The sequence below is a fragment of the Flavobacterium marginilacus genome (assembly GCF_026870155.1).
Lineage (GTDB): Bacteria > Bacteroidota > Bacteroidia > Flavobacteriales > Flavobacteriaceae > Flavobacterium > Flavobacterium marginilacus.
Genome location: NZ_CP113975.1, coordinates 4790425 through 4804949, shown reverse-complemented (window position 1 = coordinate 4804949; position 14525 = coordinate 4790425). Strand labels below are relative to the sequence as shown.

Annotated in this window: 11 protein-coding genes; 5 read left to right on the top strand and 6 right to left on the bottom strand. The window is 36.6% G+C overall.

Annotated features, from left to right (window positions below; translation table 11 throughout):
- Positions 1-9: 9 nt before the first annotated feature.
- The 5 genes from OZP07_RS20050 to OZP07_RS20030 form a co-directional block, all read right to left on the bottom strand.
- Positions 10-525 (bottom strand): molybdopterin-dependent oxidoreductase, encoded by a 516-nt coding sequence (locus OZP07_RS20050; RefSeq protein ID WP_194641503.1) that lies wholly within the window; start codon positions 523-525, stop codon positions 10-12.
- Between the two features lie 2 nt (positions 526-527).
- A complete protein-coding gene (locus tag OZP07_RS20045) occupies positions 528-1631 on the bottom strand; it encodes a cytochrome-c peroxidase (RefSeq protein ID WP_281636489.1) in 1104 nt (367 codons plus the stop codon).
- Between the two features lie 73 nt (positions 1632-1704).
- Positions 1705-3699: a TonB-dependent receptor plug domain-containing protein gene (locus OZP07_RS20040; RefSeq protein WP_281636488.1), complete on the bottom strand. Its 1995-nt coding sequence runs from the start codon at positions 3697-3699 to the stop codon at positions 1705-1707.
- Positions 3700-3990: 291 nt separating this feature from the next.
- Complete coding sequence (locus OZP07_RS20035) at positions 3991-6552, bottom strand: TonB-dependent receptor (RefSeq protein WP_281636487.1); 2562 nt, start codon at positions 6550-6552, stop codon at positions 3991-3993.
- Between the two features lie 115 nt (positions 6553-6667).
- Positions 6668-7015: a winged helix-turn-helix domain-containing protein gene (locus OZP07_RS20030; RefSeq protein ID WP_281636486.1), complete on the bottom strand. Its 348-nt coding sequence runs from the start codon at positions 7013-7015 to the stop codon at positions 6668-6670.
- A gap of 702 nt (positions 7016-7717) precedes the next feature.
- On the opposite strand from OZP07_RS20030, the gene OZP07_RS20025 reads away from it, so the two are divergent.
- The 5 genes from OZP07_RS20025 to OZP07_RS20005 all read left to right on the top strand — a co-directional run bounded on the left by OZP07_RS20025 (position 7718) and on the right by OZP07_RS20005 (position 14085).
- Entirely contained in the window at positions 7718-10786 is a 3069-nt protein-coding gene (locus tag OZP07_RS20025; RefSeq protein WP_281638492.1) for a leucine--tRNA ligase, read from the top strand.
- A gap of 382 nt (positions 10787-11168) precedes the next feature.
- Positions 11169-12017 (top strand): alpha/beta fold hydrolase, encoded by an 849-nt coding sequence (locus OZP07_RS20020; RefSeq protein ID WP_281636485.1) that lies wholly within the window; start codon positions 11169-11171, stop codon positions 12015-12017.
- Positions 12018-12019: 2 nt separating this feature from the next.
- Entirely contained in the window at positions 12020-12490 is a 471-nt protein-coding gene (locus OZP07_RS20015; protein WP_194641510.1) for an RNA polymerase sigma factor, read from the top strand.
- A complete protein-coding gene (locus OZP07_RS20010) occupies positions 12480-13079 on the top strand; it encodes a hypothetical protein (protein ID WP_194641511.1) in 600 nt (199 codons plus the stop codon). The genes OZP07_RS20015 and OZP07_RS20010 overlap by 11 nt, the downstream gene beginning before the upstream one ends.
- A gap of 325 nt (positions 13080-13404) precedes the next feature.
- A complete protein-coding gene (locus tag OZP07_RS20005) occupies positions 13405-14085 on the top strand; it encodes a zinc metallopeptidase (protein ID WP_281636484.1) in 681 nt (226 codons plus the stop codon).
- Positions 14086-14157: 72 nt separating this feature from the next.
- Here the strand turns inward: OZP07_RS20005 and OZP07_RS20000 are convergent, their stop codons facing one another.
- Positions 14158-14514, bottom strand: coding sequence for a hypothetical protein (locus OZP07_RS20000; RefSeq protein ID WP_281636483.1), 357 nt, complete (start codon positions 14512-14514; stop codon positions 14158-14160).
- Between the last annotated feature and the right edge of the window lie 11 nt (positions 14515-14525).

The window sequence follows — 14525 nt, the reverse complement described above, 5'->3', positions numbered from 1 at the left end:
AATTAAAATCTATTCCTTTGCGAATCTAACAATAAAATTAGTTACCTCAAACATGGAACGGGCCGGTTTATTCTCTTCGGGAACAATGATACGGAAAGGTCCTTTTCCTGCAGGCAAAGGTTTTCCATCTATTTGATCAGCCAGAATAATCACTCGATTGGTATATTCAGGATCTATTTCTGCTAATGAAAAAAGTACTTCATACCCATCTCCAGCTCTGGCAAGTAAATATTTACTTAAATTTTCGCCGTGAAGTTCTTTACCCAATGTTACGCCTGCCAATTTTAAAATTTCATAAACTGAAACGCCCGAATAAGCAGCTGTTTTTCCGTCACGATCTTTTAAAACAGCATCAGTTCTTTTCATTTTTGCGAGATCAGAAGCATAAAGTGTCAAAGGCTTTGTTACTTCTCCTTCTATTTTTATAAAAGATTCTTTTACTTGAGTTTGTGCTGTGACATAATTCCCAGAACATCCGATTAAAATGTATAGTACTAAAGAAATAAATTGGTGTTTTGATTTCATAATTATTTGTTTTTAATGTTTTTAGGATCAGAAAAATCCCTATTAGTAATGAATGTGGAATCGGTCAGCATTTTTAAAAAATGAATAATGTTTTTTTTCTCTTCTGCTGTTAGCCCTAAATTTTTTCCATTTGGATTATTGGATCTATCTTGAAGAAAAGTACTCAAAGTTTTACTTGACTGAATGTGTTCGTTATAATGATCTAATACTTCCTCTAAAGTTTGGAATCTGCCATCGTGCATATAAGGAGCTGTGAGCGCGATGTTACGAAGTGTTACCACACGAAACCTGCCCTTGTCATTTGGCAGTCCGGTTTGCTTTTCCCGACCAATGTCTTTAGGTTCAATATCTAATCCATTGTTATGAAACAACTCTTTGTACATTTTGGGAGTTCCGTGACAATGAGCGCAATCCGCACCTCGAATGTTTTTTTCCGGATTTGGAGAAGTCATAAACAAGTCCATTCCGTTTTGCTCTTGTTCTGTAGGCAGATATGTTTCACTAAGATATTGATCGTAGCGGGAATTCGCAGAAATTAAAGTGCGTTCAAATTGTGCGATTGCTTTTTGAATCCGGTCGCTGGTAATTTCATTTGTCCCAAAAACCAGTTTAAACAAACGAGGATAATTTTTTGTTTTTTCAAGCTTTTTGACAGCTTCATTTACAGAATTGCCCATTTCGTGGGGATTAGTAAGTGGTCCGTTTGCTTGTTCTTCCAAATCTTTTGCCCGTCCGTCCCAGAAAAAATTATTCACCCAAAGTAAATTTGCCAAAGACATCGAATTACGATCAGTAGGCACATTGTCAACTCCAAGACTAAATTGTTTCCCATCTGTAAAAGCTAATTTTTGTTGATGACAGGTTGCACAGGAAACTTTGTTATTAGAAGAAAGCCGGGTTTCATAAAAAAGCATTCTGCCCAAATATACGCCCTCTTTGGTAGTAAGATTGTCAGCAGGAATTGTGATTTTATTTCCAAAATTAGAAGGATAAACAAATTCATATGGATCTGTTGGGATGGCTATATATTCAGATCCTTGGTTGCTGGCTGCGCCGAAGAGTATCGCAGTAAGTAATAATCCTAAAATTAGTATAGACTGTTTCATTTTAAAATTTAAAAAATTTCAAACCACCAAAAAAATAAGGGAGCCTCCGAAAAGCGCTCCCTTAATTTTTTGATTATAGATTAAAAAATCTAAGTGTTACAAAAAAGTTTCTTCCTTCTTCAGGATACCCTTCTACTAGGCTGTAATTTCTATCAAAAATATTATTCACACCCGCATCTACGCTCAAATATTTTGAAAATTTGCTGGAAACAAAACCATTCAATAGCGTGTAATCAGGAACAGTTGTGCCGTAACTTGTACTGTATCGGGATGAATTAAATTCGGTATTGGCTATTAATTTTAATAATTTTAAAGGACTGTATTCAACAGTTCCAATGACTTTTGTATTAGGAACATTGGTAAAATGAATAGTAGAATCGGTTATGTTTTTTCTTTCTAGATACGTATAATTAGCACTAATATTTAAGGTTTGAATTGGCATATAAGATAGTTGTGCTTCAATTCCTTTGTATTCGGCTTCACCAAAATTTTGCATCTGAGATTTTCCAGGCTGTACATTACTCACACTCAAAATAGCATCTGTCAGAGAACTATAAAAAAGAGCCGTTTGAAAGTTTATTTTATCGAAAAATTGTACATTATAATTTAATTCATAGTTCAAAGCCGTTTCAGGTTTTAAATCTGGATTTGGAATTGCAGTTCCCATTCCATAAGAATAACGGTCTTTGATAGTTGCAAATCTCGTTTTTTGAGAAACCGTTGCGCCTAACTTTTGTGCTTCCGTCAATTGATAAAATAATCCAATTTGTGCATTAATTGCATCATTTTTTCCAGCATCTGAATAATCCGAAATAACTTTTGTAGTACTGTTGTAATCCTGAGCTTGTTTATTTTCTCTGGAATTGTAGCTAACTCCTGGAATCACAGTAAAGTTATCCGTTACTTTATAAATATCTTCTAATCCGATAGTTATGGTTTGATCCTCAAATCGACGGACAGGTTCTCCTACATTATGTTCGCGATGTACATCTTCTTTGAACTGAACAGCAAATTTTAAATCGTTTTTAGGGATAAAACGAGTTTCATATTCTACATTTCCTCCATAAGTGTAATCATCATAATAACTTTTGAAAGCATACGGTTTGGTTATTGCAGTATAAGTTGCATCATCATAACTGATTAATAAATTTTTGAATTTATCATAATACAATCTTGTCTTGAAACTGTTTTTATCATCCAAATGTGTGTTCGAAATAAAATAAACACTTTCTTTATCCCAAGTTGGCCATTGCCAGTAACGAGGTTTTGCTAATAAGGAGTTTTTAACGTCACTTCCCGCATATACTGGATTTCCTTTTTCTCCTTGCTGATTGATGTATCCCAAAGCATATTCACTGTTTTTTGATGGTGTCCAGCCAATTTTTACACTTGCTTTTTTGTCAGTTCGGTAGGAATTGTCTCTTGCTCCACCGTCTTCGTTTTTCATTGGAACAAAATGGTTGGACATTTGATAAGACTTTCTATCCAAATAAGAAAAACCACCTTGTACATAAAATTTGCCTAAGTTAGACCCAATATTAAGATTGCTTTTTTGACCATCAGTATCGATTAATCCCAAAGAACCGTCAAATTCAAACTTTTTTGAAGGTTTTCTAGAAACTAAATTAATCGCTCCACCTAATGAATTGGGACCGTAAATGATAGATGAAAATCCTTTTGAAACATCAATTTTGGCTAAATCAAAAGTGGTAAAACGAGCCAAATCCACATAACCATCATAAGGAACATAAACCGGAATTCCGTCCATATAAACCGGAACCTGTCTTAAATCAAAACCACGAACAGAAACCATTGATTCGTTTCTTGGTCCTGATGCTGTTAACGTAACACCTGGCAATAAATTCAAAGCTCTGGAAACATCCATTTTATTTTGGGATTCCATTGTTTTTCGGTCAATGCGATTGAGAGAATCTTTTTTTGTTTTTGTACTAATTAGGACTTCTCCCAGTTCAAAAACTCCTTTTTTTGAGATGGAGTCGCTGGTTTTTTCCTGTGCTTGTAAACTTAAAGCCAGTAATGCTAAAAATAAGGTAATTTTTGTTTTCATATTTTAAAGGTTAATTTTCAGTGTGTTTTTAAATGAATACTGATACTTAAAAGGTTTAATTTTGTAGGGTGATTTTTTAACCACTTAGAAGCATAGATTTTCTAATCTTTAAAGAGTTTGATAGACGTTTTACTTTTCTCATAGTCAGTTTATGTGAAAAATAACATTATTTCTATCTATTCTTTGACAATTCATTATTAATCTATGTGTCTATGTGGTTAATTTTTTATTTTATTCGAATTTCAACTAGCGAGGTTTATATATTTAATTGTTTTAAAGAAATGCCGGGAATTAAATTTTCCCGACACTCCATGTTAGTGAAACATAATAGAAGGCTCCAATTTGCGGTCCTCCCAATATCGAATAATACGGTTTGTTCAGAAGGTTTGTCGCTCCAAGTTTGGCTGTAATTCCCGGTTTTGCAAAAGTATAATTGGTTTGGGCATCCATACTCCAATAGGCAGGAACAGAACCGCTGACAAGGAACGAAACATAATCATATTTGTTCTGCTGATGATATCCAACACTTGCACCAAGATTTTTCCATAGATTTTCGGCAACGATGCTTCCATTCGACATTATCTGCGGGGTATTGAAACCGTCTTCCAATCCGTCTTTGTCGTCGGTTCTGTCCAATTTGGAATAGGTTATATTTCCTAAAGCCGAGAATATATGATTGAATCGGTATTTCAATCCCAAACTGCTTCCGTAATTATAGATTTTACTTTTAGAATTTGTCCACAAACGGTAACGGCTTTGGGTATTTTTAGAATAAAGTGCCGTAGGGATCTGAGCAGGATCGCTGGTGTTTGGAATACTGGCTTCCACCTGTGCAATGAAATTTTCGTAATTATTGTAATAAAAGTCGGCATCAACGAACAAGCTCTTTTTTAAGGCTACGCCTCTGAATCCAAATTCATAAGAACGTACAAATTCCGGTTCCAGATACGTATAAGGATTTTTTTGAATCAGTCCTTTGTTTTTGTCAATTGCCTGTGCCTGAGTTAAGCCTTGTGTGTTGATGTCACTGGTAACCTGCGCCTGAAATTTATCAATAGACACTTTGGTATAGGAATTTTCAAAAATTCCGTCAGACATAATGCGTAATCCGCCAACGCGTTTTACACCACCACTATTTACATTCGAAAAACCTTCAAAAATACTCGGGAATCTATACCCGCTTTGGTAGGAAGCGCGAAAGTTAATTTCCTCTTTTGGTGAATAAACAGCGGTAATTCTAGGAGTAAATTTTACGTCAAAATAATCGGCTTTATCGGCACGGATGGAGGCACTCAAACGTATTTTTTTGTCGAAAAAGTCTTTACTTAACTGCGTAAATCCGCCTGTTTTGCCATATTTTAGGTTTTCTCCGGGATCTTCCGGATTGATAAAATAATTCCCGTCAGGAACGATGATGTAGGTTCTGTAATCAAAACCACTTAGGAGCTGTGCACCCATTTTTTTGAAAAAATCTTCAAAAGCCTTATCCCAGTTCAGCAAACCTTCTGCATGAATTAGATCCGATTTTACGCGAAGCGCCGCACCGATATCCCAGTTGTTGATGTTGACCAATTCTTCTTTCTTTTGCTCATAAGCATCAGTCCCAGGAATAAATCTGCCCTGATCCGAAGCAGTTTGAGCTATTTTATGGGCATCGGCAACTGCAGAACCGCCGGTTATAGCATTGTTGTAGGCTTTTGTATAGTCAATAAACCATTGATCATCTGATTTAAAAGCGCGGTCCATATTTTCTGCCAATGATCGCATGTTGTATGAGTTGCCGGTGTTTTCGTGGGTCAGATAAGCGCGCACCATAAAAATATCGGTATGATAATCCACTGCATATTGGCTCAATTTATAGTCGTCCAGCCTAAAACGGTTCGAACGCTGATAAACCGTGTTGATTAAAGCGCCTTTGTAAGTCACTGCTAATTCGTGCCCTTTTTTTGGGCGGAAATACAAACCAGCATCCCATTTGTAATTATCAATATTATAATCGGCAATATCGGTTTCACGGTAACCTGTTCTGGAAACGACGTATTTTTTTCCATTCAGTGTAAGCGTTCTTCTGTTGGCTGATTCGTTTCCATAGCCATTTACTTCGTCATAAGCAGGGTTATCATTTCCATATAAATTGGTTGAAGCATTGATGTTCGGAGCCAGATCGGTTCGGTTATTGGCAGCCCAATCTGTTCCCGAAGTGATGGAACCGTTTACTTTGAAAGCCAGTTTTGGACTGAAAGCTTTTGCATAACGCAGATTGGTTGTGCTAAAAAGCTGTGGAGAAAAGCGGTCTGAATTCCCGGTATGGTTGACGCCAGTTAACTGCTGAATGCTAATCCCTTGATACTGAGATGGATTTTTGGTCTGGATATTTGCGAGTCCGTTGCTGGCATTCATTCCGTATAAAGCGGAAGCAGCTCCGGGAATAACTTCGATTTTATCGATATCAAGATCATTTGCTCCCAATGCGTTCGCAATCGGTGCGCCCAAGTGTGGTGCCTGGTTGTCTACTCCGTCCACTAATTGGGCAAAACGGACGTTGGTAGTATTGGCAAATCCTCGGGTGTTTATGACTTTGAAACCTAAACTGGGTGTGATAACCTGTACGCTTTTTAAATTTTCTAAAGCATCAAAATTGGATGGTGAACCGTAGTTTTTGGCATCGGCCGATTTTAATTGTTCGATGGTGATGGGGGAACGCAAAAAAGTTTCTTTGGTACGGGAAGCTGAGATTACAACTTCTTTGAGAATTTCTTTTTTGATAGTGTCTTGTTCTTTTTTTGAGTCTCCGGATTGAGCGAAACTTTTCAGACCAATGGCAAGTAAAATGAGGGGGAATTTTTTCTTCATAAAAATGGTTTTTCAGTATGTTTAAAAAAGAATACTGATAATTGTGATTTAGTTAGCTGTTGTTTGTTTTAATAATTCAGTATGTTTAAAAAGGAATAGTGATTGATAAAAAATTTTAGAACTTCAGATTCTGGGTTTCTTTTTGAGCGAAATCCTTAATCCTTTTTTCGATTTCATGAAATGTCTGAATGGCTTTTTCACCTGCTTCGGTTAATTTGGTTCCGCCGCCGCCTTTGCCGCCCAATACTTTTTCGACTAGGGGACTTTCGGCACGCTGGTTCATTTCTTCTACTAACTGCCAAGCCTGACGGTATGCCATTTTCATTTCTTTGGCAGCATTAGTTATTGAACCTGTTTTTTGAATATTTTCTAATAACCAGACTTTACCAATACCCAAAAATGGACCTTCGGTTTCTTCAATCCAAAGGCGGACTTTTATGTCGTATTTTTTAACTGTAGTCATTAGGTGTGTTAATTAAAACATACTGCAAACATACGTATTTTTACTTATAAAAAGTGGGGTGTTTGTTTTTTTATTACAAAAGAATGCTTTTTTTATTTTGTGAGATGCGTGCTCAATGCTACTCTCGCACAGGGCATTCGCATTTAAAAAAAGATAAACACGAATTTCACCAATTAACACTAATTCTTATCAAAAATGAAATCAAATTTTACAACTTTTTACAGTTTCGAATGTTTTGTGTAATTAAACAGCAATCTTAATTCGTGCAAATTAGTGTAATTCGTGTCAGAAACTTTTAAAAGCGAATGCCGTGACTCTCGCAAAGACACGAAGGCGCAAAGCTTAAATCCGATTTCTTTGTGGCTTAGAGTCTTTGCAAGAATTATATTTTGGAAAATTTCAAAAATGTAAAAATGCTGAATTTTAGCCCCGATTGAAACGAAAATCCTTTTGTAGAGAGGGGTTTCAAACCCCTCTCTACAAAAGATTGCAGTGAAAAGCGGGATTGAACTTGTGAAAAATATAAAATGTTCTGCTCCAAAAAACTATTAAGCAAGCTTTGGTAACAAGCCACAATAAACGTAAATTTGCGCTTTTATAATTTAAAACTTAGAAACTTAGTTACTCAGTAACTTAGCAACTTATAAAGATGACTTGAGTATGCGAAAGCATGACTCTATTAAAAAACAATATATAGAAGGAATGAAATACAATCCGAACGAAATAGAAGCCAAATGGCAAAAATACTGGGCTGATAACAAAACTTTTGCGGCCAAAAATGATTCAGATAAGCCGAAACATTATGTTTTGGACATGTTTCCGTACCCATCGGGAGCGGGATTGCACGTTGGGCATCCGCTGGGATACATCGCTTCGGATGTGTATTCGAGATACAAAAGACACCAAGGTTTTAACGTGTTGCACCCAATGGGATATGACAGTTTTGGGCTTCCTGCGGAGCAGTATGCGATTCAGACCGGGCAACGTCCTGAGGACACAACGCGCGTAAACATTGACGGAGGTGTGGACAAGGAAGGAAAAGTGATTGCCGGTTACAGAAAACAGTTGGATAAAATAGGATTTTCATTTGATTGGGATCGTGAAGTTCGTACTTCCAACCCGGATTATTACAAACATACGCAGTGGATTTTTATCCAATTGTTCAATTCGTGGTACAATAAAGATACCGACAAAGCGGAAGACATTGCGACTTTGGTTTCTGTTTTTTCGTCAGAAGGAAATGCAAACGTAAACGCGGTTTGCGACGATAATATAGAAATTTTTTCTGCTGATGAATGGAACGCTTTCGTAAAAGAGGAGCAGGAGCGTATTTTGTTGCAGTATCGATTGACTTATTTGGCAGAGACTGAAGTGAACTGGTGTCCCGGATTGGGAACGGTTTTGGCAAATGACGAAATTGTAAACGGTGTTTCGGAACGTGGCGGTTTTCCGGTTGTACGCAAAAAAATGACACAATGGAGTATGCGAATTTCGGCTTATGCTGAGCGTTTATTACAAGGTTTGGATACGATTGACTGGAGCGAATCGATTAAAGAATCGCAACGAAACTGGATTGGAAAATCGGTTGGAGCGATGGTTTCTTTTAAAGTCAAAAGTCAAAAGTCGAATGTCGAAAGTGGAGCTACACTTTCAGACTTTGGACCTTCGACTTTGGACTCTTTTATAGAAGTTTTCACCACCCGTCCTGATACCATTTTCGGAGTTACATTTATGACTTTGGCACCGGAACACGAATTGGTGGCACAAATTACAACTCTGGAGCAAAAAGCGGAAGTTGATGCCTATATCGAAAAAACAGCAAAACGTTCCGAAAGAGAGCGTATGGCTGATGTGAAAACTATTTCGGGAGTTTTTACAGGTGCTTATGCGGAACATCCGTTTACAAAAGAGCCAATTCCGGTTTGGATTGGCGACTATGTTTTGGCGGGTTACGGGACAGGAGCTGTAATGGCGGTTCCTTGCGGAGACGAAAGGGATTATGCTTTTGCGAATTTCTTCAAAGGTCAAAACGGAATGCCTGAAATCAAAAACATTTTTGCGAATGTTGATATTTCGGAATCGGCTTATGGTTCAAAAGATAATGTAGAAATTGCCAATTCAGATTTCCTGAACGGTTTGAATTATAAAGAAGCGACCAAGAAAGTTATCGCTGAACTGGAAAAAATTGGTCAAGGAAAAGGAAAAACAAATTACCGTTTGCGTGATGCCGTTTTCTCCCGCCAAAGATATTGGGGAGAGCCGTTTCCTGTTTATTATGTGAATGGTTTGCCTCAAATGATCGATAATAAACATTTGCCGATTATTTTGCCTGAAGTTGAGAAATATTTGCCAACCGAAGACGGATTGCCTCCATTAGGAAACGCTTCTGTTTGGGCTTGGGATACTAATAGTAATAAAGTAGTTAATACCGATTTGGTTGACAATACTTCGATTTTTCCTTTGGAATTGAACACCATGCCGGGTTGGGCTGGAAGTTCATGGTACTGGATGCGTTATATGGATGCGCAAAATGAGGGGGAGTTTGCTAGTCAAGACGCATTGAAATATTGGGAAAGCGTGGATTTATACATTGGCGGAAGCGAACACGCAACAGGTCACTTATTGTATTCCCGTTTTTGGAACAAATTTTTAAAAGACAAAGGTTTTGCTCCAACCGAAGAACCATTCAAAAAACTGATTAATCAGGGAATGATTTTGGGGATGAGTGCTAAAGTCTTAAAACTTGATACTGTTGTTTTACAAAGTGATAATTTTCAATCAAAAGAATTTGATTTGATAAAACCTATAATTCTTTCGCACGAAACACTAGAAAATGATAGTTATGAAAAATTTGTCGATTTAGTGATTTCTCTAATTGATACAGATGAAAAGGAAATTTATGAAACAAATAAGAGCAATCTTTCGGTTAGTATTCATTCAGCGAGACCATATAACATTCCAGTTAATTATGTTTCAAGTAAAGGAGAATTGATATTGGATAAGTTTAAAAAATGGGATTCTTATAATTCATTTTTTGGAGATTCAGTTATTCTAAATGAAAATAATTTCATTGTAGATAGTGAAGTTGAAAAAATGTCAAAATCAAAATACAATGTAGTAACGCCTGATGATATTTGTGCGGAATATGGTGCCGATACCTTGCGTTTATACGAGATGTTCTTAGGACCATTGGAGCAGGCAAAGCCTTGGAATACTGCCGGAATTTCGGGAGTTTTCGGTTTCCTTAAAAAATTATGGCGTTTGTATTTTGATGAAAATGGTTTAATTGTAAATAACGACGAACCAACCAAAGACAACCTAAAATCGTTACACAAAACCATCAAGAAAGTCGCTGATGATATTGAGAATTTCTCTTTCAATACTTCGGTTTCGCAGTTCATGATTTGTGTGAATGAATTGTCAGCTCAAAACTGTCATTCGCGTGCGATTTTAGAGCCGTTGGCGGTTGTGATTTCGCCTTATGCGCCTCATATCGCTGAGGAATTGTGGTCGTTGTTAGGAAATGAAGGTTCGATTGCAACGGTTCCATTCCCTGTTTTTGAAGAGAAGCATTTGGTGGAAAGCGAAAAAGAATATCCGGTGTCTTTCAACGGAAAAATGCGTTTCACTATCAAATTGCCTTTGGATTTAACCAAGGAACAAATTGAGGAAATCGTTATGAAAGACGAAAGAACCATCAAACAACTGGATGGAAAAACACCAAACAAGGTGATTATCGTTCCAGGGAAAATTATCAATTTGGTAGGATAATATTAATTGTAAATGGTTAGTTGTTAATTGTTAATGCAACTGATTTATTAAATATTTTAAGAATCCAAATTTCAACTGTTGTTGGGATTTGGATTTTTTTTATTTTGCAAATGGTCATACTTTGTGGGGGTTCTTCCTTCGTAAGAATGACAAGATTGCGGTTGTTTTGTTTTTAAACAGTGGAGTTTTACTCAAAGTTTGTCATTCTGACGAAGGAAGAATCTCCGCAATCCAAATCGTCAAAGTGATGTTTTTTTATTGTCATTGCTATTGAATTTTGATATTGCTATTGAATTTTTTTTTTAAAATTTTTGTAACATTTTAATAGTTCTCGTATCCAAACGCAGGATCCGATTAATTAACAATTTAAAAACTATTAAAAATGAAAAAATATATATTCTTAGTTATCGCTTTATTGTTTTCGGCATTATGTGTAAATGTGTTTGCACAAACAAAAACTTATCCTTTTGAGGTTGTAAAATCAGGAAAAGGAAAACAATCTATTATTTTCCTGCCGGGATTTGCTAGTTCTGGAGATGTCTGGAATGAAACAAAAGCCAATTTTGAAAAAGATTTTACGTGTTATACTTTTACAATGGCTGGTTTTGCCGGAGTCAAATCACAGCCAAATGTTTCGTTCAAAAATTGGGAAACCGAAATTGTGAACTATATTAGAGCTAATAAAATCGAAAAACCAATCATAGTAGGGCACAGCATGGGCGGAGGACTTGCCTTGGCCATCGCTTCCGATTATCCTGAATTAATGTCTAAAATTGTGGTTGTTGATGCGCTTCCTTGTTTAACAGCTTTGAGAGATCCGTCTTTTAAATCGAAAGAAAACAACGACTGTTCATCAATAGTAAATCCAATAAACGCAATGTCTGAGGATGAATTTCTTCAGATGCAGAAAAGAAATATCGCTATGCTTTTGGCCGATGCCTCAAAACAGGAAGAAGCAATCAGCTGGAGCATGAAATCCGACAGAAAAACGTTTGGCGAAATGTACTGCGATTTTTCCAATACTGATTTGAGAGACAAAATCGCATCAATAAGATGTCCTTCATTAATATTGCTGGAATTTGGTTTTTCGAATTACAAAGAGCCTATCGAAACGCAGTATAAAAACTTAAAAACGGCTATTTTTCAGTATTCAACCAAGGGATTGCACTTTATTATGTATGACGATAAAGAATGGTATATGGCACAGCTGAAAAACTTTATAAAATTGTAAGAATGGAATTCGAAAATATCTATAAAACATATTGGGACAGAATATTCAGGCTCTGCATGGGATTTGTAAATGATTATGATACTGCAACCGATTTAACTCAGGAAACCTTCATTATTGTCTGGCAAAAGCTGGATACTTTTAGAAACGAATCGGGCATTGGAACCTGGATTTTCAGGATTGCTTCCAATAATTGTCTGAGGCAGATTGAAAAGGAAAAACGCTTTCCAAAATCGGAACTTCCCATTTATCTAAGTGAAGAAAAACAGCATTCATTGGAACCTCAGATTCAGTTTTTGTACAAATGCATAGCCGAATTGCCCGAAACGGAACGTATCATCATTTCACTGGAACTGGAAGAAGTAAAACAGGCAGAAATTGCCAAAATTCTAGGGCTTTCGGAAGCAAATGTCAGAGTGAAAATCCACAGAATAAAAGAAAAACTGACTCAAAAATTTAAAGAAAATGGAAAATAATATAGATTTCAAAAACTTATGGAAACAGCAGGCGGTAACTCCGCCCGATATTCAGGATCTGTTTACTAAACTCAAACATTTCAAGGGAGTAAGCATGCGAAAATTAATTATAACAAATGTGCTTCTTATCGCAACAAGTGTATTTATTCTTTTCATCTGGTATCGATTTCAGCCTGAGTTTATTTCGACTAAAATCGGAATTGTTTTAGTCATTTTGGCGATGGTAATTTATTTATTTGTGTACAATAAACTTGCTGTCTTTTTCAAAACAATCGATGATACTCAGAGTAATAGTGAATACCTGCAGAAATTAATTTCAATTAAAACAAAACAGCATTTTCTGCAGTCTACGATGATGAGTCTTTATTTTATACTGCTTGGGTTAGGATTGAGTTTATATATGTATGAATACGCATCGAGAATGACAATCCTTTGGGCAGTTGTTACCTATGCAGTAACGCTGGGATGGATAGGTTTTACCTGGTTTTATCTGCGACCAAAGGAAATCAAAAAAGAACAGACAAGAGTTAATAATCTAATTGCAAAATTTGAAGCTGTAAATAACCAGCTGAATGCTGATGAGGAGTAATAAAATTTAGGAGCAGAAAGATTAGGCATTTTCAGGATAGATTGTTCCCGCTTTCCGCTGCAATCTTGTGGGCTGAACCCCAGCCCACAAGGATTTCCTCTGCAATCGGGGCTAAAGAGAGAGATTTTGCTTTTTAGCAGTTATTTTAAAAAGAAAATACAAATCCCAAATTCCAATTTCACGATTGGAATTTGGGATTTTTTATTGTCAATGAAATTGAAATTACCATTTTTAAAGATTTTTTAACGGATGTCAAATTGGCATTTTCTAAGTTTGGTTCAGAATTTGATGTTTATTCAGAAACTAAAACATAAAAAACAAAAATATGGGAATGAGTTATTTGATACTTGCGGGCGGTATTATGCTGGCAAGCTGGCTAGTGAGTTCTACACTAAAGAATAAGTTTGAGTTTTATTCAAAACTGCATTTGCAAAACGGAATGTCAGGTGCCGAAATAGCTGAAAAAATGCTCGCCGATCATGGTATACGAGACGTTCGCGTAATTTCAACACCGGGTCAATTGACAGACCATTACAATCCGGCGGATAAAACAGTCAATCTGAGTGAAGCGGTTTATAACCAAAGAAATGCGGCAGCGGCTGCAGTTGCGGCACACGAATGCGGTCACGCGGTACAGCATGCTGTGGGTTATCAGTGGCTGACGATGCGTTCGCAATTGGTGCCAATTGTTAATGTTGCTTCTTCTTTTATGCAGTGGATTTTATTGGCAGGAATCCTGATGATTAGAACATTTCCGTCGCTTTTATTGATAGGAATTGTGATTTTTGCCGCGACAACCTTATTTTCTATCGTGACCCTGCCGGTAGAATATGATGCGAGCAATCGTGCGTTGGCTTGGCTGGAGAATAAAAGAATGTTAACACAGCAGGAACATGCAGGGGCTAAGGATTCTCTGAAATGGGCGGCCAGAACTTATGTGGTTGCAGCATTAGGTTCTATTGCTACTTTATTGTATTATGTTTCTATTTATATGAATAGAAGGTAGTTAAAAATAAAATTCTAAATAAAAAAACCAAATTTCAATACAATTGGAATTTGGTTTTTTATTGGGATAAATTTATTCCTGCATGCCTTGTTGCTGCCATTTTAGTAAAATGGAAAGCTGGTCAGCGGTCAAAGCTGGTTTTTTATTTACCGGAGGCATAAATTTACGGTTGTCCTGTGGCAGCTGAACGCGTTCTAATATTGAAGCAATATTTGTTTTTACATGTTCGTAGTTTTCCAGCGGTTCTTTTCTTCCTTGAGGCGGTATGTGGCAAGGAGAGCAGCTGTTTGCGATTATAGGCTCGACATCAGTTTTGTAACTGATTTTTTTAACTTCAACATAATCTGATTTTCCTTTTTTTGCAGAGTTACAGTTGACAATTAACAGCGATAAAGGAAGTAAGAGAGTAATTAATCGGGCTTTTTTCATAAAGTTTTGTG